This window comes from Pseudomonas sp. 58 R 12, from assembly GCF_900005865.1.
Classification (GTDB): domain Bacteria; phylum Pseudomonadota; class Gammaproteobacteria; order Pseudomonadales; family Pseudomonadaceae; genus Aquipseudomonas; species Aquipseudomonas tritici.
The window spans coordinates 854,198-876,988 of the sequence record NZ_CVTP01000028.1 but is presented as its reverse complement, the minus strand read 5'-3'; the positions used below and the strand labels follow the sequence as shown (position 1 = coordinate 876,988).

Sequence of the window (22,791 nt, the reverse complement as noted above, 5' to 3'; positions counted from 1 at the left end):
GATCGAACACTAGGGATGAACCGCAAATGAGCAAACTGGGTTGTAAGTGTGGTCATGTGATTACCGATCAAACCGACAGCTTGCCCTATAAGGCGAGCCTGCTTCGCGACGAGGTAGAAAATGAATGTTGGGATGAGGTGCACCGCGAACTCAAACCTCTGGTAGAGGCTGCGGAATCCGGAGACAAGGCTGCGATAGCTGAGGCATTTGGCGGGTTCGCACCCTGGAGCAGCGCTACTGACGAACTGCAAGGCCGAATAGCCCGCATCTACATTCACCGCATGTCGAATGTCTACGAATGCCAGAACTGTGGACGCCTTTGGGTGCAAAAGGATGCCAGTGACAGATTTGTTTCCTATGTCCCTGAGGAAGGCGCATATGGGGCGATCTTGTCAGTGGCATCAGGAGAGTCTGAGAAGCGAGATTGAGCGTGCGCGATTGGTCGAAATCTGCAGTTGCTATTGGCTGCGTTCGGCCAGAACCGGACGGTCACTATATGTCCCAACCGATACCGATAAGAGGCAATCCGCTAAACGCTCTTGAGAAACCTGTGCCATGCGTACTGGTTCGTATGTATCAATCGCCGTGGTGACGGTTTACGGGACTGGATCAGGCGTTTGACGCGTGTCAGGGTCTATACTAATTTCGCTCTTTTGATCAGATCCACCCTTGATCACCGCACAGCCCACCAGGCAGAACACGTGAAACATTCGACACTTACTGCCGCGCTGCTCTGCCTATTACTTGGCACTCCCGTCAGGGCCGAGCAGTATCAGGTCGTTACTGAAGAGTGGGCGCCGTACAACTACCAGGAGAACAATCAGCTCACCGGCATGGCCACGGAGATCGTTCGAGCCATAATGGCGCGGACCGGGGATGACTTTGAGGTGGTGCTGCTGCCCAGTATGCGAAGCGCCCGCGCATTGAAGACCCGGCCCAAGACCATCATGTATTCACTATTCCGCACGGCAGAGCGCGAACCGCTATACAAGTGGGTCGGACCGATCGTGGAAGAGTCCATTCACCCCTATCAGTTAGCCAATGCGCAGCAGCCGGTGAATTCCTTGGAGCAGCTACTGCACGCCCCAAAAATTACCACGAGACATGCCGGCCTGATACCCGAGATTCTGCAGTCGCGGGGCTTCAACAACCTGGAAAAAACTGCAACCGAGAGCCTGCAGCTCTATCGCATGCTGCTAGCCGGACGCACCGATATCATCATAGGCGACACCGATGCGGGAGTGGCTTACTACAGCCGCCAGTTGAACATCGCCCCCGGCACGCTGCGGCAGATTCCCATCGAGCTCTATCGCTCATCGCTGTACATCGCCTTCAGCCGCGACTGTGACGACGAACTGGTAGCCTCCTGGGCCCACGCCCTAGAGCAACTGCGCCACTCGGGCGAGCTGGAGCGCATCCAGGATCGATACAATCAACCCATCGGGCAATGACAGCGCGGAACCAGCGCAAGCCCGCCTCGCACTTATCCAGCCTTGCTCTCACTCAACGCGGAGGATAAGTCATGAACATTTTTGCAATATGCAGCCATCAGCCTTGGAACAAGGGAACGGCTTAACCCGGCCACGCCAACGGAGCTTGCGGAGCAGATGATGCTTCACCAAAGTGAGCAGTCAGAGGTGCTCGAGTGGTTCAGGTCGACACTGCCGTTGGTAACGCTCGGAACAACGGACCGGATCTGATCATTGCGAAGTCGCTTGGCCATAGTGGTGCCCGCATGCTTGTCCAGCGCCCGCACTTCCTAAAGACTGCTATCGGCCGATTGTGTTGAAAAAGTCGGTTCGCCCAAACGGCCTGGTCACTGACCGGTTAAAACGCGTTTTTTTCACGCTGCTATGTGAAATCCGAGCCCGTATATGTCTGCCGAAAGTAAAGATTTCAAGCTCGGACGCATACTTTTCTACTGCGGAAACCATGGTCGACTTTTTCAACAGAATCGGCCAATAGCACACACTCAAGTATCGACTATGCTTGGGGCGATTCAGCCCTGTACCTGAAGGATCTAAACAATGGGGTACCTTGTCGTTGCTCACGCGATGAATGTGATGCCGGAGCTAAAGCCACTTTCTACTTTGCCGATGAGTATTGGGTGGTCATTGCACCAGGATGAAAGCGCCACGTCGTTCTACCTAGACACGTTCAAGGCTGGCGAAGAACGGAAATGGCCCTTTACATCGATGCCACCCACCAAGGATGTACCACTTGAGCTCCCTCAAGAATTGGCAGCTTTATCGCGAATATACAAAGTGCTTAAGGATGCTCAGCTCGCTGACTACTTCAAGAGAGCTTTCCTGAATGTAAATTTAGCGCTAAGTAAAAGCCTTCAATTACCCGTTTGCAGCTTTTGCACGGATGACGACGGGCTGGATTTTGTGTGTGTATCGTCGAATGGTGAACTGCAGAAGCTGCGTTGCGTTTGCGGTGATCTGGATATCACCTATGAGCTTGGGACAGTCATCATCCAGCCGCTTCTGATAGATGGCGTTAAAGGCACCGACGTGAGTAGTCTGCATGACCCAGAGAGTGGCATTCACGTCTTGAGTCGGAATATAACGCCTTCGTCGTTACTTCATGCAGTGGCTTCAGCAGAAACCACTCGCTTTCTACAAGCAGAAAGACCCCCTCTAGGCCTAGGTAGCTTCGAAGGTATGGAGGTCGCTCCGATAACGATTGCAGGTTCTGAGATCGTCTCGCTAGCGCCTAAGGTGGTTGCTCAGAAGGCGTGGTGGAAGCGGTGGTAGTCGTATCGACGCCTTCGACCTAAGCCAGGAGGATTTTTCGGTGAAAAGTAGTCAATTATCAGCATCGAAAAATTGGGGCCGATAATGGGGTGCCAAGGCTCGAAAATTGACCGGAAGCGGTCTGTCATGAGCGGCTACTGTCGGCCAGAAGCGGCCATTGCGACCATGCAGTACGATGCACTCCTACCGTTAGATCATTAGGGCTAATCCATGCAATTCCATGGTTTCGTGTTTGGGCATATCGAGGTCGAGATTCACGACCGTGCGTACGATCTGCATAACTTCTACCAAGCCAGCGGCATTAATTACGACATCGTGGATCGGTCGGTTGTACTTAGCTTTACTCGACGGAGTGACGCTTGGGTGCCGCCTGAAGAAGCACGCAAGATTACTATCAGCTTCCATGAGGTTGACTACTTTTCAGCGAGTGGCCGGGATGGAAACCCGGTTGACAGTGACGGTAATATTCTTCATTCGATTGGGGCGGTGGAGTCCGGTGCTGAGACACAAACCTTCTACCTCACAGATAACATCCAACCAGATCATCACCTTGTCATGCGCTTCGAGTCTGGTCTGACATTACGAATACAGGCCGCTGAAGCACGGTGCGAAATCGTTTGCTGAGCGGCACATAACTAGGGCCCTCGACGTCTGATGTGGGTCAAAAGACGTCTTTCGGTAAAGACATCGGGACGTCGCTACGCCCCGCGCGGACCGGATAGCAGCGTGGAGATGGGAGTCGCCTGAGTCGTTGCGCGTTTGATAGGTCATCGTCATTCTGGAAGCGACGATTTTTGAGGAGATTGAAGTGGACATTGGCCGTCTGTTAAAAAAGCGGCAACTGAACGTGCAAGAGCAAAATGCTCTTGTGGCCCACACACTCATGGTAACCGCCAAAGCTTGGTTGGCCAGAGGGATTCCCCTAGCCTTAAAAAACTATGGCGAGTCGAAAGGCATTAGATGGTCAGAAACCGTAGTACTGGATCTTGAAGTCGACTTTCCCGGTATGCCCAGCCTTTATGGTCTTTTGCTCACTCACGCAGAGCGGTTCATAGAGTTTGAAATTGATACCGATGACACTCATAGGTACGTGGAATCGGTGAGTCAATGGGAGGATGTTTCTGCTAATCAGGACTACGCGCCCCACAAGCGCGGTACTGGAAAGGGCTTCGCAGCAATTGCTCTTCAGGTGAGGCGCGAACTCCTATGCGGCTTGTAGGTGTGAATCACAGAAGCTGAGATTCGATTGTTGATCGGAAGCTGCTTTTGCGCCGATTTCTTCCGGCAACTCGTGTCCCCTTTGGGTCGATTACGACCTGTCGCGAGGGCCGTAATCGACCCAAAGCGGATGCCCAGACATTCAAACCAAACAAGTAGATAATCGACTGCCATTCCAGCCATTTCCAGTGCGTATGAACAACGAATTTTCCCAGCGCGAATCTACCGGCAGCAGTACAGCATATAACCTTGCGCAGGCCCACGGTGCCTGGCCCCTGTCCGTTGATGGCTATCATCAAACGGTAGAACTGTGCGGTCGCGTCGCCTGCGGCTGGCTGTTCCGCTACAGGATCATTTGCAGCTTGGACATCCCAGCGCATGACCAAGAGTCATTCGCTGGATCTGTAGGTTGCTTGGTTGCTGACGACGGAGAGATACGTGATCTCTCAGGTCCGATGTTCATGGACATGCTTCACATGCTGGCATAGTTCGCGGGACCACTTTGGCCGACCTCTGCCGGTCACAATGGGAGGGAGTCGCCCCAAAGCGGACGGCTCTGCGGGACGCCTCTTGGTCGATAGCGGCGTGTCATCAGTTTTTAAATTGCCCATCATCAGACTTCACTGGGTGAAGCCCCGAAAGTTGCAGTCTCAGCGCTAAGTAGATGTCGTATTGGAGGTTCTTTCACCTACAAAAAATCAGCAATCACAAGTGGTTTCTCTGTGGCAAAGATTGACTCGTAAATTGCTTCGCAGGGTGCCTCACGAGCCAGCCAAGCGCTGGCGCTATAGGCTCGACCCTTACAGAAAAACGATAGGTGCATTTCATCTCCGCGCTCGAAGAGTCTGAAATACTGCATCTCCATCTCAGAACAAAGGTTGTCAAAAAGCACTGGATCTAGCTTTGACAGCGTGACCATAATTTCGGCTGGATCTAGCCCTGCGTCACTCGCCGCCCATAGGGCAATACGCGTAGCCACGTCCAATTTTTTGCTTGGAATAATCGCGTCCAATGCATGTTGAACATCTGGGTAGCTGGATGCCAAACGTGAAGGCATGTCTTTTTCCTGACCCGCTTTAGATGGAATGTGAAAGACCTGAGGTTGTTTGTCTAATGCTATTTGGATTCATCGGCAATGTTTTCACATGGCCTGGCCCCATAGCAGACATTAGTCGCTCGATGGATAATCCGACGAGCTATTTATGACGTTGAGCGGAGAAACCCATGGAGCTTCATGAGCAATTGGATCAGGTCAAGGACGCCGCGACCTTTCTGGCTTTTGCCCACGCCCTAGCGGCAGACAAATCGAATGACGACTGGGAAAACGGGACTATAGAAGCTTTCCTAGACGGAGCTATTGCATGGGCCGAGGCCAGTAATTTTGGCGTCGATCAGGGGCTTCAAGGCTCCAACCCATGGGGGCAATTCGCTAATTTTTTGTACTGCGGAAAAATCTACGAGTAAAACGGGTGAAGTGTTTATTCGCTTTAAGCGTTGCGTCTAACGCGTAGCGGAACGGGCTCGGATCCACCTCACGATCAACCGATTCTGGTCGATCACTGCCAATTGTCACTGGCTGCATCGGGTCAATGTCGCCGGTGGCTACCGGCAACAACCGGCCAATAAGAGCCGCTGGACAGCTTGGGCAGGTGTTGTCGTTCAGCGTTTGCCTTCAACGTTCGCGGGTTCGCACTGGGTTGGGGTAAAGAAAGCATGGCGGCGGCCTTTTCTCTCTCCCGAAGTGTCGCGCGTACAGTCTGCCCTGTTATGCTGATTCAGCCGTCCGGCGTGTAGATAAGATGCTATACGGCGTTAAGTGACAGGTATGTTGGCTAATTGATAGTTAGGGAAAACTGAGTATGCGTCGCTTAATAGCCAACGGGTTTGTGTTTGTCAGCATTGCGATACTCTGTTGCGGCTGCACATCTTATTCGTCCCAGCCGACAATCAACGAACCCGTTGAACCCGAAACACAAGAAATCATCTCCAGCTTCAGTTACGCAATAAACTCCCCATGGAAAGACAGTCGCTTCGGCAAGGACGCATACGCAGCGACACTCAACGTTATTCCCGATGCACAGGATAAGAACTCCAGCCTTGCCGCCCCGAGTCTGCCGGCATTAGAAATAAAGATCTCGGAGTTCTCATCTGACGGCGCTTGCGGACAAGATTACTTGACGGGCCTGAGTCTGGGTTTGATCCCCAGTTGGTGTACGCGGACAAACCTTTTCAAGTTTGATTTTATATTGAATAAGGACCAGCGCTTTTGCAGGCAGAAAACCTACTCGATAAACTCCACGTCGTTTTCACATCTCACGATGATTCCGTTTGCACTCTTCAATACGGGCAATCAGCCATTGACGCTCTATCAGGCGGTGCTTAAAGATTTTCTTCGCAGAGGTCAATGTGCGACGCGTTGAGAGGCTGCTTTTGGCCGACAGACGTCTATCATGACGGGCAGATGCCGACCCGAGCTGACATCCTGACCTTGCGGCGGCAGGCAGTATAAGTGGAGTCGGGCTTGCACTCCGATAACAGGAAGGTTGACCGGGGCTGGAGCGATGCCAAAATGACACAAATAATGGTGGTCTGACCCCGTTTTTAACCCCGTTTTTATTGGAGTTCTCGACTGAGGGCAATGCGGAATCAGGGACCGGCCCTGGGCCACCCGTAGTGAAGAGCGCAACCTGCCCGACGGCGTCGGTGGCGACCCATCCAACATCAAAGTCTTGAAGAACGAAGGGAGTCACCATTTGCACCTACTTTAAAAAAGGGAAGAGATGATTTCCAAACTCTACTTGCAAGCCCAGAACGTGTGAACGCGCGTCGGCAAATTGTCAAAGCGGGAAGAAATGCCAAAAGTCTACTTTCCCAGCTTCAAACAAACGAATGGCTTTGGGAGTGCCCCCCCGACAACTTGGCAAGTTCACCTATGTACATCCATCTCCCTCTTTCATTACCCAACTCCGGTTCGCAATTTACTGGCCTTGCCCGGATGTTGTCTTGGCGCACCCCGCGAGCTGTACGCCTTCGCAGCCTCGCTAAAGCTCGTCAGTTCCCCACATTTTGATCGCCGAACAATCAGACAATGCAGTTCCCCTGTGGGAGCCGTCGAGCTTTAGCGAGGCCGCGAAGACGGCAGCATGACTGGCAGTGATCTTGCGTGATGCCTATGATGTGGCCTTTCGCTCAACACCCCCAGGACACCCCATGCCCGCCCTCACTTTCCGCAACGCCCTCCCCGCTGACGCCGCTCGTTGCTTCGAGATTGAAACCACCGCCTACGAAGGCGACGAAGCCGCCACCCTGGAAAAAATCGCCACGCGCATTGCGCAATATCCGCAGGGCTTTCTGATCCTGGAAGCCGATGGCGAGGTGGTAGGTTTTATCAACTGCGGCTGCGCTCACGATGTGGTGATGTCGGACGAGGCATTCAAGGAGTTGGTGGGGCATTCGGCCGAGGCGCCGAATGTGGTGATCATGTCGGTGGTGGTCGACCCGGCGCATCAGGGCAAGGGGTATTCCACGGCGTTGATGACCGAGTTTGTGCAGCGCATGCGCGGGATGGGCAAGCAGACGATTCACTTGATGTGCAAGGAACGGCATGTGCCGCTGTACGAGCGCATGGGCTATCGCTATGTGCGACCTTCGCCGTCGGATCACGGCGGGATGGCGTGGCATGAGATGGTCATGGCGCTCCAGGGATGAACGTGCCGCGTATTGAGGTCAGCGACCAACCCAACCCCGACGCCGAGCGCATCCTGGGCAGCGGCCTGGCGGCCTTCAACGAAGCCATCACCGGCTACAACGATCGGCGCTTGCTCACGGTGCTGATCAAGGACCCCGACACCCAGCAAATCCTCGGCGGCATCACCGGCAAGACCACCTTGGGCATGGCCTTCCTCGACCTGTTCCACCTGCCCGATTCGCTGCGCGGCACTGGGCTCGGCAGCCAGTTGCTGCAAGCCTTTGAAGATGAGGCCCGGCGCCGGGGTTGTGCTAACGCGGTGTTGTATACCCTGAGTTTCCAGGCGCCGGGGTTTTACGAGAGGCGTGGCTGGGTGCGGTTCGGCGAGATACCGTGCGAACCGCAGGGCAGCAGCCGGGTGTTTTTGTCTAAGGTGTTGTGACGCGCACCGGCGGGGTCATTCTTCCTCACCCGGCAATGGGAAAATCACTTCCTGGGTGTCCAGGTTCCGGATGCTCGAATAGGTGCGGTATTCAGTGCTGTAGTGCGGCCCCACAGGCCCGATACCTTTGGTGCTGGCCGTCAGGCGGTAGGTCACCATGTAACGCTGGCCGGCTTTGAAGTCGACGTCGTCCGCGCCTTTGTTGCAGAACGCGCCACCGGTGCCCAGAGCATTCATCGACACGTTGCACCAGCGCAGCGAGTGCTTGCCCGGCGTGAGTTTGAGGGCTTGCTCGCCGCTGACGTCCAGGATCGAACGACGCCCTGCCCCGGGCAGCGGCTGGCCATCTACTTCGACGGCCAATACCAGGCGGTGGAACGGCACGCCCAGCTCGCGCTCGCGCCAGGTGTCGAAGTACACCAGCACGGCGTCCGGCGCGTTGTTGGAGAGGTCGACGGGGTGAAGTTTTTCCGGGGCCCAGTCGCCCTGGTAGTTTTTGTAGTGGTAGTCGGAGCAGGCGCCGAGCAGTGGAAGGGTCAATACGGCGGCGAGTTTCAGCAGTTTCATCGGGAGGACTGTCCTTGTGAGCGATGAGATCCTATCGACATCATCGCGAATATCTTGAGGTGAATGCCACTGGCGATTTGCAGTAGCTACTACCAGCTTCCGGACGCTCCGCCGCCACCGCTGGAACCACCGCCACCAGAGGAGCTGCTGCTCGAGCTGCTGCTGGAGCTGGAACTGCTGGAGCTTGAGCTTGAAGAGTCGTCCGAGCTCGACCCCACCCCACCGCGGGTCTTGCCAAAGATGAACAGCGCCGCAAACGAAGCAATGGGGAACGCGTACAGCCAGCCATTACGGCCGAGTTCCATCAGCGTCCCCGCCGCGACATAGACCGCCACAGCAGCCGCCAGCCGCGCGAAAAAGCCCACTCGGCTTTGCTTCCAGGCGTCCCTCAACACCACGAACAGGATCAGGTATAAGCCCAGTACCACCAACGCCCCCACCGGAAACCCCAGCCAGTGGATGAAGTTGACGTCTGCGTACCAACGATCCACCGCCACCAACCCAAGGGTGTAGGCCAGCAGCCCAGTCACGCCGTAAAACACCCCGCGCGCCAGCCACAACGCGCCAAACGCGGCGCCGCCGATCAGCAGGATCAGCGGCATTACGATAAGGAACATCGGCCATTCGCGGCCGCCGCAAAAAATCGCCAACAGGCCGGTGACCGCCACTGCGGCAATCACGGCGCGGCGCCAATGCAGCTTGCCGGCGGCAAGCAGCACACCGCCAATGGCACCGATGATAAACGCGAGAAATATCCCAATGAACTGGGGATTGATCCCTGGCTCCGCGATTTTGGGCAAGTCGCCGCCGTCCACCAACACCACCAGGTCGTTCACGCCCTCGGAGACACCGCCTGCAAAATCCCCCTGAGCAAACGCCGGCTTGATGTGCGCTTCGATGATCTGATGCGTCAGCAAATCGGTGACCGTGCCTTCCAGGCCATAGCCCACTTCGATGCGCACTTTGCGGTCGTCCTTGGCCACCACCAGTAGGATGCCGTCGTCAACGCCCTTGCGCCCCAGCTTCCAGGCCCGGAACAGTTGGTTGGAAAAATCCTCGATACTCGCGCCGCCGGTGCTGGGCACCAGCAACACGGCAACCTGCGAGCCTTTGCGCTGCTCCAGATCGGCAAGTTGCTTTTTCAGACGGGTGGTAGTGATGGCATCGAGGGTGTTGGTGAGGTCGATCACTCGCTGGTCAAGGGCCACGCCGATGGGCGAAGTGTCTCCCTGGGCGGTGGCAAACAGGCTGGCAATCACCAGCACCAGCAGACTCAAGACGGATTGCCGCACACACCGCATCATGTTTTGTTACCTGAAGTTTCTTCCTGAAGGCGCCGACTTTACCTTATCAGCGCTATAACGCGTGACCCTGCGGCATTGACTATTTAAACTGCCGCACGCATAGCAATACGCCATAACCGGGGCCCTGCATGGACTTACAAAAGCGCAACAACGTCAGTGTCATGGGCAACGGCGCCTCGACGCTGGTGTTTTCCCACGGGTTTGGCTGCAACCAAGCCATGTGGAATTACTTGGTCCCGTCATTTTGCGAGCGTTTTCGGGTCGTGCTGTACGACTTGGTTGGCGCAGGGCTGTCGGACCTCAGCGCCTTTGACAAGGCTAAATACAGTGCTCTGGATGGCTACGCCCGCGATCTGAACGAGATCATTGATCAATACGCGGTCGGCCCCGTCATTCACGTGGGCCACTCGGTCAGCGCGATGATCGGCACCCTCGCCGACCGCCTGGCCCCCGGCCGTATTGCCGCCCATGTGATGATCGGCCCGTCGCCGCGCTATATCGACGAAGACGGTTATGTCGGCGGCTTCAAGCGCAGCGATATCAATGACCTGCTCGACACCCTCGACAGCAATTACCTCGGCTGGTCCAGTGCCATGGCCCCGGTGATCATGGGCGCGCCCGACCAACCGGCGTTGAGTGACACGCTGACCGACAGTTTCTGCCGCACCGAACCCGACATCGCCAAGCAATTCGCGCGGGTCACGTTTATGTCGGACAACCGCAAGGACGTGATCGGCCTGACCACCCCGGTGCTGATCCTGCAATCGACCGATGACCTGATCGCCCCCATCGCCGTGGGCGAATACCTGCACAGCGTACTGCCCAACAGCACCTATTGCCTGGTGGACAACGTCGGCCATTGCCCTCACATGAGCGCGCCGCACGCCTGCGCGACTGCCATGCAAGCGTTTCTGGCACCGTGGGCCGTGCCCGATGCCGGCTGAGCTATTCGACAGCGCCGCCTGCGCCCTGGCAGTCACCGCGCAAGACGGCACGATCCTGCAGGCCAACGCGCGCTTCAGCGAGTGGCTGGGGTTCAGCACTGCCGAATTGTGCGGCAAGCGTTTCCAGGACCTGCTGACCATGGGCGGGCGGATTTTCCACCAGACCCACCTGGCGCCGATGCTGCGCATGCACGGCAGTGTCGCCGAGGTGAAACTGGACCTGCTGCACCGCGACGGGCACAAGCTGACCATGCTGCTCAACGGCAATAAACGCGAACTGGCCGATCACGTGGTCTACGACCTCGCGTTGTTTGGCACGACTGATCGCGACAAATACGAGCGGGAGCTGCTGAACGCCCACAAAACGGCCGAAGCGCTGCTGCAGGAAAAAACCGCCGCTGAACTGGCACTGCATCAAGCCCAGGCCGAGTTGAGCGAGGCCTATGCCATCGCTCAACGCCGTGCGCTGTTCGCCGAGCAGATGGTCGCGATTGTCAGCCATGACCTGAAAAACCCGCTCACCGCGATCCGCATGGCGTCCGACTTTCTCAGCCGTGGCGAACGCACGGCCAAGGAACGCCAACTGCTGGGGCATATCGGTCAATCGTCCGAGCGCGCCCAGCGCATGATCGCCGACCTGTTGGACTTCACCCAGGCCCGTGTCGGCCAGGGCATCGTCATCAAGGCGGCCCCTCTGGATTTGCACAGCGTGATTCACCGCGCCGTGGATGAACTGCGCGTGGCGTTTCCCAAGGCAACACTGGAGCATCACGCACAAGGCCATGGCGATGCCAACCTGGACGCCGACCGCGTGCAGCAGATCATCGGCAACCTGGTGGCCAACAGCGTGGCCTATGGCGACCTGCAACAGCCGATCACGGTGACGTCGCGGCTGGGCGATGGTGCCTGCGAAGTGTCAGTACACAATTATGGGGCGGCGATTCCCAAAGTGCTGCTGGCCGGGCTGTTCGAGCCCATGACCCGTGGCACCGACCAAGGCAGCGATGTGCGCAGTGTGGGCCTTGGCCTGTATATCGTGCGCGAGTTGGCCAAGGTACACGGCGGGGATGTGGCGGTGAGTTCCTGTACCACACTCGGCACCACATTTACCGTGAAGTTTCAGGGCACGTAGACGCTGCCCTGCATGACCGGCTCCACACTGCCCGTCAGCACCACATCGCCCTCGCCTGCCCAGTGCACGGTCACGGTGCCGCCGTCGCATTGCACCTGCACCGTGGCATCCAGCAACCCACGCCGAATCCCATTGACCACCGCCCCACAGCAGCACGAGCCGGAACCCAACGGCACGCCACCGCCGCGCTCCCAGATACGCAGGCGGATGTGGCCCCGGTCGAGCACCTGCACGAAATGCACATTGGTCTTGGCCGGGAACAGCGGGTGGTTTTCCAGCGCCGGGCCCAGGGCCGCTACGTCGACAACCGCGATGTCTTCCACGAAAAACGTGCAATGGGGGTTGCCCATGCTGCACGCCGCCGGGTTGCCTTCCAGAGGCAAGGTGCGTGTGTCCATGGCTTCAGCCAGCGGTACTGCCGACCACTCCAGCGAAGGCTCGCCCATATTCACCGACACTTGCCGCCCCGGCGCGCGCACGCAGGTCAGCAGGCCCCGATCAGTGCGCAGCACCACCGAATCCGTGCCGGCCTCATGCATCAAACGGTCGGCCACACCACGGGTGGCGCTGCCGCAGGTTGCCAGTGGCGTGCCGTTGGGGTTCCAGAACTTGATGCGCGCGGCGGCGTCTTCACAGTCGAGCAGCACAGCCAGCTGGTTGAAGCCGATTCCGGTGTGGCGGTTACCCAACTGGCGGGCGATTTGCGGGCTAATCGGATCGTCGAGTCCACGGCGGTCAACGATGATGAAATCGTCGCCGTGGGCGTGCATTTTTACGAACGGCAAAGGCATCGGCTGTCCAGTGGTCGACCTGTGGGGGAACTGAAGGATACTCTGAACCGGCCCAACCCCATCGAGAGCAACGCATGTTAATTGTCTTCAGCGGACTGCCCGGCACCGGCAAAACCACGATTGCCCAGGCATTGGCGCGCCAGATCGGCGCGGTTTACCTGCGCATCGACGTGATCGAACAGGCGATCCGCGAAGCTGGCGTACTGTCGACTGATGTGGGCGCCAGCGGCTATGGCGTGGCGAATGCGCTGGCGTTGAGTAATCTAAGCTTGGGCCACACCGTGGTGGCCGATTGCGTGAACCCGGTCGAGGAAAGTCGGGAAGCGTGGAAGACCGTAGCGGCAACGGCAGAGGTGGCGTTGCTGGATGTCAGGGTGATTTGCTCTGACCGGCTGGAACATCAACGGCGGGTAGAAGCCCGTGCGGGGGATATTGCCGGCCTGGCGCCTCCAACCTGGGCGTCGGTTCTGGTGCATGAGTACCAAGATTGGAATGAAGCACCGCTGACAGTCGACACCGCCTTCATGACGCCAGATCAGGCAACTGCAATGATTTTGACAAGTCTCACCTCTACGGCAAGAGAGGTCTTTGTAGTGAGCGGGCTTGCCCCGCGCCGGGCTGCGAAGCAGCCCCAGTAAGACCACCCCGCATCACTCCCGTGAGAACCTAGCCCGAATTCAGGGCTGCTCCGCAGCCCGGCGCGGGGCAAGCCCGCTCACTACAGGCCCGCGGTGGTGTCGAGCGAGTGCCTCAGAGCACACTCCCCATCGCCTTCATCAACACCAGGTCCCGCGCATAAATATCCGGCGCGTACACCAACCCACCCTGGCGGTCGACCTCGACCGTCCAGTAGCCCAACAGCACCGGCACCGGTGTCGCCAACCTGAACTCATGGGTCACGCCGGTCGCCAGCAGCTCATCCGTACGGGCGCGCTCAGCCGGGCTTACCAATAAATCCCTGAGCAACAACGGTTGCTCGACCCGCACACAGCCCGAGCTGAACGCCCGCGGCCCTTTGGTAAACAGCGGCTGGCTGGGCGTGTCATGCAGGTACACCGAAAACGGGTTGGGAAAGCGCATCACAATCTTGCCCAGCGGGTTGCGCGGGCCGGCTTCCTGGCGCAGCAGGATATTGCCGGGGCGCGCCCAGTCAATTTGCTCGGGTGCCAGCGGGTGGCCTTCGGCGTCGAGCACTTGCAGGTTTTGCTGGCGCAGGTATTCGGGGTTGAGGCGGATGGCCGGGAGCTTGTCCTCGCGCATGATGGTGGGCGGGATGGTCCAGGTGGGGTTGAGCGTCAGCCGCGTGATGCGCGATTTGAGCAGTGGCGTCTGACGTTCGGCGCGACCCACTTGCAGGCGAGTTTGCCATACCGGGATGCCGCTCTGATACACGCTCAGTTGCGCAGCGGCGACGTTGACCAGCACGCCTTCAGGCTCCAGGTCCTGGGCCAGCCAGCGGAAGCGTTCAAGGTTGATGCGCAGTTGTTCGCGGCGGATCGCCGGGCTGATATTCAGTTCCGCCACGGTGCCGGCGCCGATCACGCCGTCAGCCTGCAATGAGTGGCTGAGCTGGAAGGCCTTGACCGCCTTGACCAGCTCGTCGTGGTACTGCTTGCCGCTGGAGGCCTTGGCCAGGTAGCCGCCACTGATCAGGCGTCGCGCCAGTTCCGGCACGCGCGGGTCTTCCATGCCGGGGCGCAACAGTGGGCCGCTGGCGACCGGGTCCCAATGGGGCAACGGCTGCTGGCGCACAGTGGAATAGGCGTTACGCAGGCTGCGGTAGAGGTCCGCGCTGGGACGGGCCTGGTCAAACGCCTGGGCCATGTCTTGCAGGCCGGTGGCGGCAAAGGCCAGCACTTCGATGTTGGGGTCGCGGGTGGGCGGTTGGGAATGCCACAACGGTTCGAAGCGCGATTGCTGCAGGCGCCCGTAGTGCAGATCCTGCAGGGCTTGCAGGTAGCTTTGGCTGATGCTGATATCGCTGCACAGCACGTTGGCCGTGGCGTCCGCCGAAGGCAAGCTATAGTGGGTGGGGTTCAGGCCGTCATCGGCGAGCATTTGCAGTTGGGTGTGCAAGGCTTGGCGGCGCTCTTCGGCTGACCACAACGGCGCGTTGCCCTGCTGTTGGTAGAACGCTTGCAGGCGCAGTTGGCCGACGGCATCGATCTGCGTTGCCAGGCCTGGGCAGACACTGGGCAGTTGCGCCAACGCCTGTTGCACGGGCGCCAGATCGACCGGCGCCGGCGTGGTCACCGGCAACGGCTCAACCGGCAGTGCCTCGGCTGTCGCGACCAATGGTGCAACGAGCAGGCAAATGCTCAAGTAACATGCGTGTTTTTTGAACAATTGTCTTAGCTCCAATCCACAGCGGGGGGATGTACTGTAGATGTTGAATTTTCTTTGCCGCCTCGGCCTGATCGCCATGCCCTTGGTTACGTTGAGCAATTTTGCGCTCGCCGCCAATGGGATTCCTCCTTCCTTGTATAGCAGCCTGGCGCGCTCGGCTCCAGAACTCAATCCCACTGTCTTGAAAAGCGCCCTGAACGCGGTGCAGTGCGCGGTCAATAACGGCGAAGAACGTTCCGATCGCCTGGCCGTCATTGATTACTCCCAGCCCTCGACCGCCCGTCGGCTGTGGATCTTCGATTTGCGCAAGAAGACCCTGGTGCTGCGCGACCTGGTGGCCCATGGCGCCAAATCCGGAGAGAACTTCGCCACGCAGTTCTCCAACCTTGAGGGCAGCCATCAATCCAGCCTGGGCCTGTTCCGCACCCAGGAGAGCTACCTGGGCACCCACGGTTACTCACTGCGCATGGATGGCCTGGAGCCGGGCTTCAATGACCAGGCCCGCGACCGCGCCATTGTGATTCACGCCGCCGACTACGTGAGCCCGTTGTGGAGCAAGCGCGAAGGCCGTATCGGCCGCAGCCAGGGTTGCCCGGCCGTGCGCCCGCAGGTGGCGCGCCAGGTGGTGGATAAACTCAAGGATGGGCAGTTCATGTTTTCGTGGTACCCCGACCAGCGCTGGTTGAAGTCCTCGACGTACCTCAATTGCAAACCCCAACAGGTGGCGAGTAGTCGTACAATCCGTGGCGGATAGCCTGTCCCCATAGATAAAAAAGAGAGCGTCGAATGCTTCTACACCAATCCACCTGGATCGAGATCGGGCAATTTCTGGAGCGTAGCCGCACGGTGGTGATCCCCATCGGCTCAAACGAGCAGCACGGCCCCACCGGCCTGCTCGGTACCGACTGGATGTGCCCGGAGATCATCGCCCATGAGGCGCAGAAGAATGCCGACATCCTGATCGGCCCGACCTTCAACATCGGCATGGCCCAGCACCACCTGGGCTTCCCCGGCACCATTTCCCTGCGCCCTTCCACCTTCATGGCCGCAATTGGCGATTGGGTGCGTTCGCTGGCCGGGCATGGTTTCGAGAAGATCCTGTTCCTGAACGGCCACGGCGGCAATGTTGCCACCATTGAAGCGGCATTTTCCGAACTGTACGCCGAAGCGAGTTTCGCCCGCCGCCCGACCGGGTTTGCGCTGAAACTGCTGAACTGGTGGGATCTGGAAGGTGTAAGTGACCTGGCTCAACGCCAATTCCCGGTGGGCCATGGCAGCCATGCCACGCCATCGGAGATCGCGGTGACGCAGTGGGCGTACCCGGAATCGATCAAGACCGCCGACTACTCGCCACAAATCGCCAACACCGGGCCGATCCGCGAAGCGCTGGACTTCCGCGCGCGTTTCCCAGATGGGCGCATGGGCTCGGACCCAGCGCTGGCGACGGTAGAGAAAGGTGGGGAATTGGTGGCACTGGCGGCTCAAGGGCTGATCAAGACGGTCAACACCTTCAGCAACGAAGCCAAACCCTAGGCCCTACACACATCCAAACTGTGGGAGCTGGCTTGCCTGCTCCCACAGGGATCGTGTGTTACTTACATTCCTGTGCAGCCAGTTCCAACCGCGACGGCGTAATCGTCGACGCCAGCGGCTTGCGCTCATACAAGAACACCTTGGCGCCCTCCTGGGACTTGTAGGCTTCCAGTACATCGTCGGCGGCAATCTTGCTGGTCAACAACACCCTGGCGTGGCGCGAGCCTTGTGTCACGGTGGAGGTAATCCCGTGTTTTTCCAGCTTGGGCAATACACATTGCACATAAGCCTCGGGGGCCTTGCTGGTTTGCAGGGTCAGCGTTGGTGCGTTGGGAGCAGAAACACAACCGGCAAGCAACAGGGAAGCAAAGGCCAAGCCCGGGGCGAAAAAAGAGCGCATGAAAAATTCCTGACTATAAAAATAAGGGTTCACATCAACCCGCACGGACTAACGCCTTGAGCGACGCATCGAACTGCTTCAAGGCATCCAGCTGCACATCCCGCTGCTGCTCGATCTGCGCGGCAATCTCTGGCGCGGCCTTGTCACGTACCCACACCGATGGCACCTGCTTGTGCACCGAGCCTTCGGCCTTGGCGATGTATTGCAGGTTCGCGTCATAGAACCGCGCAATAAAACGCGCCTCGACCTGGTCGTTACGCTGGGTCAGCAGTTGGTTATGGGTATCGAGCATCACCACCACATCCGGATGAGCCTGCACCAGGGCATCCAGGTTGTCGTAGACAGTCACCGACAAGAAACTGCCTTGCAGCGAGTTCATCAACCAATCGATGGCCAGTTCCGGGTCGGAACTGTTGACGAACGCCTGGCGGATGCGCCCGTCGAGGGCATCCTTGGCGCCATTCAAGGCCATGTCGTGGTAGCGTTCAAGGTAGCTGAGGTTGTCGCGGGTGTTATCGCTCAACAACACACCTACCGACTGCGTGTGCTGTAGCGAGTCTACGCTACTGACGATAGGTAGCAAATGGCTATCATCGGCGAGTGCGACGTTGTTCACGACGACCGTGCCAAGCATCAGGGCCATCAAAGCTAGTTGAATAAACGTCCTCATCGCGCATTTCCTTGAACAGCGTCTCGATGGGGGGATTTTCCGCTTTTCCTGCAAAAACAGAACTTGCGATCCGTGATGGTGACTATTATCTGAACCGATAGTGCACCCATAAAACCTATAAGGACCACGCCATGAAGCCCCACCAGAAAACCTTCGACCGCATCCGCGAAGCCGTACTACCGGAGTTTCGCGAGCGGGTCGCCGATTACCTGGTCGATTATGAAAACGTGCTGCAGGATGACGCGGCGGATGCCAGCCGAGTCACGGCCAGCGCCCAGCAACTGCGCGGCTACCTGCGCGGCCTGAACACCACGCGAGTGCTGGGCATGGCGGACTGGGAAGACCTGGACCGCCGCGTCTTGCAGATCACTGAACGCTCTACAGCGCAGGGCGTTGTTGATTGACCCACGCCTGCACCGACGGCCGCTGCCACTGGCGCTGCGCGTATTCCACCAACTCGGCGGGCACGTTGTCGCCGTTGAGAATCAAGCGATTGAGCATTACCGCCAAGTCCACATCGGCAATTGACCATGCGCCGAACAGATAGGCCGGGTTACCCACCAACAACGCCTGTGCCGCACTGATCAACTTCGCGGCGGCGGCTTCGGCCACGGGTGACAGCGGCGGCATCTTCTGCCCATAGAACACCACCATCGTCGAGCGTTCCTGGCGAATCGGCAGCAAATCGCTGCGCAGCCACGCCTGCACCTGCCGCGCCCTCGCCCGCTGTTTGGGGTCGGCCGGGTACACCGGCGTTTCGGGATAAACCTGCTCCAGGTACTCGGTGATCGCCGAAGACTCCGACAGTGCAAATTCACCTTCTACCAAGGTGGGCACACGCTGGGTCAGGGACAGTTGGGCGAAATCAGCCGTCTGGTTCTGCGCAGCGTCCAAGTCCAGGGTGAGCGTGTCGAACGCCAGGCCCTTTTCCTTCAGGGTCACGAACACCGACATGGCGTAGGGGCTGGTATACAAATGATCAACATACAGACGCAACGGTCGCTGGCTCATAACGGCTCTCCTTGAATGGAACACCACGCTACGAGATGTGCCGCGAGAAAGACAATGCGCTGTTTTTATGGGGGCATTCCTGGCAGGAATAGCCAAGCTAGGCTTTGACGGCCAGGCCTGCCAAGGTAGACTCGCCGCCTCGCGTGCAACCCTGCACGGCCGGAAAGGGATTTTCGTCTTGCGCTTGCCTTTTGTGTTTTGTCTGCCCCTCTTCGCCGCTTCGTGGATAGCCATGGCCGGCGAAAACTCATCGCCTCCCGGCGAAGCGCAGTACCAGGAAGCCGTCGCGGTCCTGGCGAAAACCGACCCACAGCTCGCCGACCTGATGCGGTCCGTGCAGGCCAACCAGAAGGCGGCGGACTTTGATCAGAAAATGCGCGAGCTGGGCGAGCCATTTCGTCTCACCGAGCGACTGCTGAGCGAGTCGGCAACGGCCGGCCACCCTGTCGCGCAATATCGGCTGGTGTTGCTTTACCAGTCTTATCTGGTCCCCGGTAAAGAACAGGAGATGTGCGACCTCTCGGCGTCAAGCCTGGAGGCAGGCTTCGCCCCTGCCGCCCTGTATCTGGCCAATGCCTGCCTGAGTTACACCCAAGGCCCACGGTATGAACCGGCGCTGCAAGGCGCTCTCGCGAAATTGCCCGACTATGCTCGCTATTACCCGCAACCGACCGTCTGGCTAACGTGCGGGGCGCCCCCCACTGGCGTTGAACTGCAACTGGGCAGTGCAAACGACTTCCGCGCTGAGCTCTACAAATTGCTCGCCAGTCAGACTGATAAGAGGAAGGCGTTGCCCCTGCGCATCGAATACCTGGAGAAAGCGCTGGCAAGCAACGGTTGCCCATATGCGCGCGAGCGGCTGGACATCTACCGACCCGCCCAATAAAACCCTGCTCTATCCAGCAAAGCCACCCTCATCCAGAAACACACGCTCTTCATCCGTGGTCTCTCGAGCCAGCACCTCATTACGATGGGGAAAACGTCCGAAGCGCTCGATAATCTCGGCGTGCTCCTTGGCCCAATGGTAGGTGTTGGCGTCCAGTTGCTGGTTGAGGATCAGGGAGCGTTGCTGATCCGCCGGGTGTTCCGAATGTTCGAACGGCAGGTAGCAGAACGCGCGTAACGCCGGTTCGATCTGCTGATCCAGCCCGGCGTCCACCATGCGCTGGGCATACAGCCGCGCCAGCGGGTCGGTGGCGAACATATGCGCGGTGCCACGAAAGGTATTGCGGGGGTATTGGTCGAGCAGGATCAGCAGGGCCAGCGCGCCCTCCGCCGAGTCCAGCCAGCTTTCCAGTTCGCGCCGGGCGGCTTGCAAGTGGGCAGCATGGAAGGTGTCGCGGAACGTGGCGTCGAAGACGTCGTCCTTGGCGAACCAGCGTTTTGGGCCGGCGTGTTTCCAGAAGTCGATGACGGCATTTGGCGTTGTCATGATGAGAGGCCTAGGCAAGCGATTCATCTGACGGTATCAGAATCCATCGCCTGGCCGGGATCAAATATGGGAGCGGCGTCGCTGGTTAGAAATCCACCGTCGCCGAGAGTTTGACGGTGCGCGGCTCACCCTGGGTAAGGTAATTATTGGCCGTCGACGCCGACGCCCAATACGCTTTGTTCGCCACGTTCTCGACGTTGGCGCGCAGGGTGATGTACTTGTCGTCGGCCTTGAAACCATAACGGGCGCCGAGGTCGACACGGGTCCAGGCGGGGATGCTCAGGGTGTTGGTGGCGTTAACGTACTCGCCGCCGGTGCGCAGCATCCGTGCGTTGACGGCGGCGCCCTGGATGCCGGGAATGTCCCAGTCGGCGCCGACGTTGTACTGGAAGCGCGGCACGCCGGCGGCGCGATTGCCGTCGCTGAGGCCGTTGGAGGTGTTCTTCAATTCGGTGTTCATCCAGGTCGCACCGGCCAGCAGGCGCAGGCCGTCAATTGGTTCGCCGAAGACGTTCAACTCCACACCTTTGTTGATCTGCTCGCCGTCGACGCTGAAGGTGTCCAGGGTATTGCCGGGCAGGCGCGATGTGGCGTTGTTCGGCTGCTCGATACGGTAAACACCCAAGGTCGCACCAAAGCTGTCCCAATCCAGCTTCACCCCTGCTTCCGTCTGTTTGCTGCGGTTAGGCGCAAAGACCTCACCAGGGTTGGTGACATTGGTCAACGGCGCGGTTGGCCCCTGGGCCAGCCCTTCAATGCGGTTGGCGTAGAACGACACGTGCTCCCACGGTTTTACCACCAGGCCATACACGGGTGTGGTGATGGTCTCGGCGTAGTTGGCATTGCGCACGCCTGTGGTGGTATTCCACGCGTCCACCTCAATGGTCTGGCGCCGCACGCCCAGGGTCAGCAACACACGATCGTCAATAAAGCCCAGGGTGTCGGACACCGCCGCGCTTTTGATGCGGTTTTTGCCGACGATGCGCGGGTCGTGGATATCACTGCCGAAGTAGGTGACAGAAGGACGCGAAATCTGCACCGGGTCATACAGATTGCCCGGCTGACGATTGGCCTGCAGGATCGCTTCAAACGCCGAACGCTGCTCACCCCAGATGCCAGACAAACCGACGTTGACCTGATGAGTCACCGCCCCCGTGTTGAAATGCCCGTTCAAGCCGGCCATGGCGCTTTTGTTGTCTTCATCGTGAGGCGAGTACAAAAAGCCCACGCGACCGCTGCCATTGTTGCCCACGTACAGCGACGAATACTGACCATTTTCCCGCGTGTGCTTGGCCCCGCCGCCCACGTAGGCCGTCCAGTTTTCATTCAGGTCGTACTCGGCATTGAACATGCCGTAGGCGTCTTCCAGCTCCGACCAGCTCCAATCCTGGGCATAGTTGTGCCTTGCCGATGGCGCCTCTGGCACTTGGGCGCCATTCGGGTACACCACGGAGCGGCCATTGTTGATGCGCTGTTTCTGGTAGCCGAAATCGGTGGACACCCGCAGGCGATCGCCACGGTAATCCAGGGCGACGGCCACCAATTGCGAGCTTCTGAATTCATCCTCGATGGCCGTGTCGCCACCGTGCTTGGCCAGGTTAACCCGCGCGCCAAAGCGGTTGTCCTCGCCAAAACGCTGGCCCAGGTCGAGGTGGCCGCCGCTTTGACCATCGGTGGTGGTGTCGAGGGTGACGCTGCGGGTCGGCGTGTCTTCGGCGCGCTTGGGCACCAGGTTGACGCTGCCGCCAATACCGCTGCCCGCTGGCGATACACCATTGACGAACGCATTGGGGCCTTTGAACAACTCGACACGCTCCAACGCTTCGGTGGTGATGATCTGCCGCGGCAGCACGCCGTACAGGCCGTTGAAGGCAATGTCATCGGTGTTCAGCGGCAGGCCGCGAATGGTAAACACCTGGGAAAAATTGCCGAAACCCGAGGATTGGCGCACCGACGCGTCATTGAGCAGCACATCTCCCACGGTGCGCGCCTGCTGGTCGGCAATGGTCTTGGCGGTGTAGCTGACCACGCTGAATGGCACGTCATTGATTGAGCGATTACCCAACACCCCCAAACGCGCCGAACGCGCGACCTGGCCACCGGCATAGGTGTCGGCCTGCGCCCCGCTCTCGCCGCTGATGGTGGTCGCGCCCAGCTCCAGCGCATCGCCAGTGGCCTGGGGCACTACGGTGTAGCCATTCGCGCCAGTGTTTTGCAGGGTATAGCCGCTGCCTTGCAGCAGCTGCATAAAACCTGATTGCGCAGTATAGCTACCCTGTAAACCGGCGCTTTGCTGGTCATTGAGCAGTGTGGAATCAAACGACAACGGCACCCCGGACAACGCCGCGAACTGCGCCAACACATTGCCCAAGGGGCCCGGCGCGAGGCTGTAGCTGCGTACTGCGCTGGTCGACGCCGCGTCCGCTGCCACGGCACTGTGCAACGGTGCGATCGCCGCCAGGGCAACAGCCAGGCTCAAGGCCTTCAAAGGGCGGATGGGATGCGGTGTGAAGGTCATGGGAATTCCTGTCGGCGCGGTACAAATGTTGAGGGT

At 58.8% G+C, this 22,791-nt stretch carries 26 protein-coding genes; 16 read left to right on the top strand and 10 right to left on the bottom strand.

Annotated elements, in window-relative coordinates:
• The first annotated feature begins 26 nt into the window (after positions 1 to 26).
• The 5 genes from BFP95_RS28465 (at position 27) to BFP95_RS28445 (ending at position 3,978) form a co-directional block, all read left to right on the top strand.
• Positions 27 to 428, top strand: coding sequence for a hypothetical protein (locus tag BFP95_RS28465; protein WP_065890820.1), 402 nt, complete (start codon positions 27 to 29; stop codon positions 426 to 428).
• Between the two features lie 273 nt (positions 429 to 701).
• Positions 702 to 1,451 carry a substrate-binding periplasmic protein gene (locus BFP95_RS28460; protein ID WP_065911064.1) on the top strand — a complete coding sequence of 250 codons (750 nt, stop codon included), beginning with the start codon at positions 702 to 704 and terminating at the stop codon, positions 1,449 to 1,451.
• A 576-nt stretch (positions 1,452 to 2,027) separates the two neighbouring features.
• Positions 2,028 to 2,759, top strand: a complete 732-nt coding sequence (locus BFP95_RS28455) for a hypothetical protein (RefSeq protein ID WP_065872187.1) — start codon at positions 2,028 to 2,030, stop codon at positions 2,757 to 2,759.
• Positions 2,760 to 2,969: 210 nt separating this feature from the next.
• The gene (locus tag BFP95_RS28450; RefSeq protein ID WP_065872186.1) at positions 2,970 to 3,383 is read left to right on the top strand and encodes a hypothetical protein; all 414 of its coding nucleotides are present in this window, start codon (positions 2,970 to 2,972) and stop codon (positions 3,381 to 3,383) included.
• A gap of 184 nt (positions 3,384 to 3,567) precedes the next feature.
• Positions 3,568 to 3,978 (top strand): hypothetical protein, encoded by a 411-nt coding sequence (locus BFP95_RS28445; RefSeq protein ID WP_065911038.1) that lies wholly within the window; start codon positions 3,568 to 3,570, stop codon positions 3,976 to 3,978.
• Between the two features lie 687 nt (positions 3,979 to 4,665).
• On the opposite strand, the gene BFP95_RS28440 is transcribed toward BFP95_RS28445, so the two are convergent.
• Entirely contained in the window at positions 4,666 to 5,034 is a 369-nt protein-coding gene (locus BFP95_RS28440; protein WP_065872184.1) for a hypothetical protein, read from the bottom strand.
• A gap of 167 nt (positions 5,035 to 5,201) precedes the next feature.
• Here BFP95_RS28440 and BFP95_RS28435 point away from each other — a divergent pair, with 167 nt between their 5' ends.
• From BFP95_RS28435 to BFP95_RS28420, 4 genes are all read left to right on the top strand, one after another.
• Positions 5,202 to 5,441 (top strand): DUF7660 family protein, encoded by a 240-nt coding sequence (locus BFP95_RS28435; RefSeq protein ID WP_065872183.1) that lies wholly within the window; start codon positions 5,202 to 5,204, stop codon positions 5,439 to 5,441.
• A 395-nt stretch (positions 5,442 to 5,836) separates the two neighbouring features.
• Positions 5,837 to 6,397 carry a hypothetical protein gene (locus BFP95_RS28430; protein WP_065872182.1) on the top strand — a complete coding sequence of 187 codons (561 nt, stop codon included), beginning with the start codon at positions 5,837 to 5,839 and terminating at the stop codon, positions 6,395 to 6,397.
• Between the two features lie 790 nt (positions 6,398 to 7,187).
• Positions 7,188 to 7,685: a GNAT family N-acetyltransferase gene (locus BFP95_RS28425; protein ID WP_065872181.1), complete on the top strand. Its 498-nt coding sequence runs from the start codon at positions 7,188 to 7,190 to the stop codon at positions 7,683 to 7,685.
• Positions 7,682 to 8,107, top strand: a complete 426-nt coding sequence (locus BFP95_RS28420) for a GNAT family N-acetyltransferase (RefSeq protein ID WP_065872180.1) — start codon at positions 7,682 to 7,684, stop codon at positions 8,105 to 8,107. Before BFP95_RS28425 ends, BFP95_RS28420 begins: the two co-directional genes overlap by 4 nt.
• A 15-nt stretch (positions 8,108 to 8,122) precedes the next feature.
• On the opposite strand, the gene BFP95_RS28415 is transcribed toward BFP95_RS28420, so the two are convergent.
• Together BFP95_RS28415 and BFP95_RS28410 are read right to left on the bottom strand one after the other, a co-directional pair.
• Positions 8,123 to 8,674, bottom strand: coding sequence for a hypothetical protein (locus BFP95_RS28415; RefSeq protein WP_065872179.1), 552 nt, complete (start codon positions 8,672 to 8,674; stop codon positions 8,123 to 8,125).
• Between the two features lie 89 nt (positions 8,675 to 8,763).
• Positions 8,764 to 9,978 (bottom strand): TPM domain-containing protein, encoded by a 1,215-nt coding sequence (locus BFP95_RS28410; protein ID WP_065911037.1) that lies wholly within the window; start codon positions 9,976 to 9,978, stop codon positions 8,764 to 8,766.
• 128 nt (positions 9,979 to 10,106) lie between these two features.
• Between BFP95_RS28410 and BFP95_RS28405 the strand changes: the two genes are divergently transcribed.
• The gene (locus BFP95_RS28405) at positions 10,107 to 10,922 is read left to right on the top strand and encodes an alpha/beta fold hydrolase (RefSeq protein ID WP_065872177.1); all 816 of its coding nucleotides are present in this window, start codon (positions 10,107 to 10,109) and stop codon (positions 10,920 to 10,922) included.
• A complete protein-coding gene (locus BFP95_RS28400; protein WP_065911036.1) occupies positions 10,912 to 12,054 on the top strand; it encodes a PAS domain-containing sensor histidine kinase in 1,143 nt (380 codons plus the stop codon). The genes BFP95_RS28405 and BFP95_RS28400 overlap by 11 nt, the downstream gene beginning before the upstream one ends.
• Here the strand turns inward: BFP95_RS28400 and dapF are convergent.
• The gene (dapF, locus tag BFP95_RS28395) at positions 12,042 to 12,845 is read right to left on the bottom strand and encodes a diaminopimelate epimerase (RefSeq protein ID WP_065882000.1); all 804 of its coding nucleotides are present in this window, start codon (positions 12,843 to 12,845) and stop codon (positions 12,042 to 12,044) included. The two genes, BFP95_RS28400 and dapF, sit on opposite strands and share 13 nt — an antisense overlap.
• Before the next feature lie 74 nt (positions 12,846 to 12,919).
• On the opposite strand from dapF, the gene BFP95_RS28390 reads away from it, so the two are divergent.
• Positions 12,920 to 13,483 carry an AAA family ATPase gene (locus BFP95_RS28390; RefSeq protein ID WP_065911035.1) on the top strand — a complete coding sequence of 188 codons (564 nt, stop codon included), beginning with the start codon at positions 12,920 to 12,922 and terminating at the stop codon, positions 13,481 to 13,483.
• Between the two features lie 112 nt (positions 13,484 to 13,595).
• Here the strand turns inward: BFP95_RS28390 and BFP95_RS28385 are convergent, their stop codons facing one another.
• Positions 13,596 to 15,191 carry a L,D-transpeptidase family protein gene (locus BFP95_RS28385; protein WP_065881997.1) on the bottom strand — a complete coding sequence of 532 codons (1,596 nt, stop codon included), beginning with the start codon at positions 15,189 to 15,191 and terminating at the stop codon, positions 13,596 to 13,598.
• A 40-nt stretch (positions 15,192 to 15,231) separates the two neighbouring features.
• On the opposite strand from BFP95_RS28385, the gene BFP95_RS28380 reads away from it, so the two are divergent.
• Positions 15,232 to 15,945 (top strand): murein L,D-transpeptidase catalytic domain family protein, encoded by a 714-nt coding sequence (locus BFP95_RS28380; RefSeq protein ID WP_049712791.1) that lies wholly within the window; start codon positions 15,232 to 15,234, stop codon positions 15,943 to 15,945.
• A 32-nt stretch (positions 15,946 to 15,977) separates the two neighbouring features.
• Positions 15,978 to 16,724 (top strand): creatininase family protein, encoded by a 747-nt coding sequence (locus BFP95_RS28375; protein ID WP_049712790.1) that lies wholly within the window; start codon positions 15,978 to 15,980, stop codon positions 16,722 to 16,724.
• Positions 16,725 to 16,782: 58 nt separating this feature from the next.
• Here BFP95_RS28375 and BFP95_RS28370 read toward each other — a convergent pair whose 3' ends face one another.
• Together BFP95_RS28370 and BFP95_RS28365 are read right to left on the bottom strand one after the other, a co-directional pair.
• Positions 16,783 to 17,124 (bottom strand): hypothetical protein, encoded by a 342-nt coding sequence (locus tag BFP95_RS28370; protein ID WP_049712789.1) that lies wholly within the window; start codon positions 17,122 to 17,124, stop codon positions 16,783 to 16,785.
• Between the two features lie 34 nt (positions 17,125 to 17,158).
• Positions 17,159 to 17,794: a hypothetical protein gene (locus tag BFP95_RS28365; protein WP_049712788.1), complete on the bottom strand. Its 636-nt coding sequence runs from the start codon at positions 17,792 to 17,794 to the stop codon at positions 17,159 to 17,161.
• Positions 17,795 to 17,925: 131 nt separating this feature from the next.
• Here BFP95_RS28365 and BFP95_RS28360 point away from each other — a divergent pair, with 131 nt between their 5' ends.
• Positions 17,926 to 18,198 (top strand): hypothetical protein, encoded by a 273-nt coding sequence (locus tag BFP95_RS28360; protein ID WP_049712787.1) that lies wholly within the window; start codon positions 17,926 to 17,928, stop codon positions 18,196 to 18,198.
• Here BFP95_RS28360 and yfcF read toward each other — a convergent pair.
• On the bottom strand, positions 18,173 to 18,805 hold the full coding sequence (yfcF, locus tag BFP95_RS28355; protein WP_065890812.1) for a glutathione transferase: 633 nt from the start codon (positions 18,803 to 18,805) through the stop codon (positions 18,173 to 18,175). The genes BFP95_RS28360 and yfcF overlap by 26 nt on opposite strands.
• 67 nt (positions 18,806 to 18,872) lie before the next feature.
• Between yfcF and BFP95_RS28350 the strand changes: the two genes are divergently transcribed.
• Entirely contained in the window at positions 18,873 to 19,691 is an 819-nt protein-coding gene (locus tag BFP95_RS28350) for a hypothetical protein (protein ID WP_139115331.1), read from the top strand.
• A gap of 9 nt (positions 19,692 to 19,700) precedes the next feature.
• Here the strand turns inward: BFP95_RS28350 and BFP95_RS28345 are convergent, their stop codons facing one another.
• Positions 19,701 to 20,237, bottom strand: a complete 537-nt coding sequence (locus BFP95_RS28345) for a DUF924 family protein (RefSeq protein ID WP_065911034.1) — start codon at positions 20,235 to 20,237, stop codon at positions 19,701 to 19,703.
• Between the two features lie 85 nt (positions 20,238 to 20,322).
• Positions 20,323 to 22,755 carry a TonB-dependent receptor gene (locus BFP95_RS28340; protein ID WP_065911033.1) on the bottom strand — a complete coding sequence of 811 codons (2,433 nt, stop codon included), beginning with the start codon at positions 22,753 to 22,755 and terminating at the stop codon, positions 20,323 to 20,325.
• Positions 22,756 to 22,791 lie beyond the last annotated feature (36 nt).

Bases quoted from the DNA above. Each gene is read 5' to 3' on its own strand.
- BFP95_RS28465 (WP_065890820.1), top strand. From the start codon at position 27: ATGAGCAAACTGGGTTGTAAGTGTGGTCATGTGATTACCGATCAAACC.
- BFP95_RS28455 (WP_065872187.1), top strand. From the start codon at position 2,028: ATGGGGTACCTTGTCGTTGCTCACGCGATGAATGTGATGCCGGAGCTA.
- BFP95_RS28450 (WP_065872186.1), top strand. From the start codon at position 2,970: ATGCAATTCCATGGTTTCGTGTTTGGGCATATCGAGGTCGAGATTCAC.
- BFP95_RS28440 (WP_065872184.1), bottom strand. From the start codon at position 5,034: ATGCCTTCACGTTTGGCATCCAGCTACCCAGATGTTCAACATGCATTG.
- BFP95_RS28435 (WP_065872183.1), top strand. From the start codon at position 5,202: ATGGAGCTTCATGAGCAATTGGATCAGGTCAAGGACGCCGCGACCTTT.
- BFP95_RS28430 (WP_065872182.1), top strand. From the start codon at position 5,837: ATGCGTCGCTTAATAGCCAACGGGTTTGTGTTTGTCAGCATTGCGATA.
- BFP95_RS28425 (WP_065872181.1), top strand. From the start codon at position 7,188: ATGCCCGCCCTCACTTTCCGCAACGCCCTCCCCGCTGACGCCGCTCGT.
- BFP95_RS28420 (WP_065872180.1), top strand. From the start codon at position 7,682: ATGAACGTGCCGCGTATTGAGGTCAGCGACCAACCCAACCCCGACGCC.
- BFP95_RS28415 (WP_065872179.1), bottom strand. From the start codon at position 8,674: ATGAAACTGCTGAAACTCGCCGCCGTATTGACCCTTCCACTGCTCGGC.
- BFP95_RS28410 (WP_065911037.1), bottom strand. From the start codon at position 9,978: ATGATGCGGTGTGTGCGGCAATCCGTCTTGAGTCTGCTGGTGCTGGTG.
- BFP95_RS28405 (WP_065872177.1), top strand. From the start codon at position 10,107: ATGGACTTACAAAAGCGCAACAACGTCAGTGTCATGGGCAACGGCGCC.
- BFP95_RS28400 (WP_065911036.1), top strand. From the start codon at position 10,912: ATGCCGGCTGAGCTATTCGACAGCGCCGCCTGCGCCCTGGCAGTCACC.
- dapF (WP_065882000.1), bottom strand. From the start codon at position 12,845: ATGCCTTTGCCGTTCGTAAAAATGCACGCCCACGGCGACGATTTCATC.
- BFP95_RS28390 (WP_065911035.1), top strand. From the start codon at position 12,920: ATGTTAATTGTCTTCAGCGGACTGCCCGGCACCGGCAAAACCACGATT.
- BFP95_RS28380 (WP_049712791.1), top strand. From the start codon at position 15,232: ATGTTGAATTTTCTTTGCCGCCTCGGCCTGATCGCCATGCCCTTGGTT.
- BFP95_RS28375 (WP_049712790.1), top strand. From the start codon at position 15,978: ATGCTTCTACACCAATCCACCTGGATCGAGATCGGGCAATTTCTGGAG.
- BFP95_RS28370 (WP_049712789.1), bottom strand. From the start codon at position 17,124: ATGCGCTCTTTTTTCGCCCCGGGCTTGGCCTTTGCTTCCCTGTTGCTT.
- BFP95_RS28365 (WP_049712788.1), bottom strand. From the start codon at position 17,794: ATGAGGACGTTTATTCAACTAGCTTTGATGGCCCTGATGCTTGGCACG.
- BFP95_RS28360 (WP_049712787.1), top strand. From the start codon at position 17,926: ATGAAGCCCCACCAGAAAACCTTCGACCGCATCCGCGAAGCCGTACTA.
- yfcF (WP_065890812.1), bottom strand. From the start codon at position 18,805: ATGAGCCAGCGACCGTTGCGTCTGTATGTTGATCATTTGTATACCAGC.
- BFP95_RS28350 (WP_139115331.1), top strand. From the start codon at position 18,873: ATGGGGGCATTCCTGGCAGGAATAGCCAAGCTAGGCTTTGACGGCCAG.
- BFP95_RS28345 (WP_065911034.1), bottom strand. From the start codon at position 20,237: ATGACAACGCCAAATGCCGTCATCGACTTCTGGAAACACGCCGGCCCA.
- BFP95_RS28340 (WP_065911033.1), bottom strand. From the start codon at position 22,755: ATGACCTTCACACCGCATCCCATCCGCCCTTTGAAGGCCTTGAGCCTG.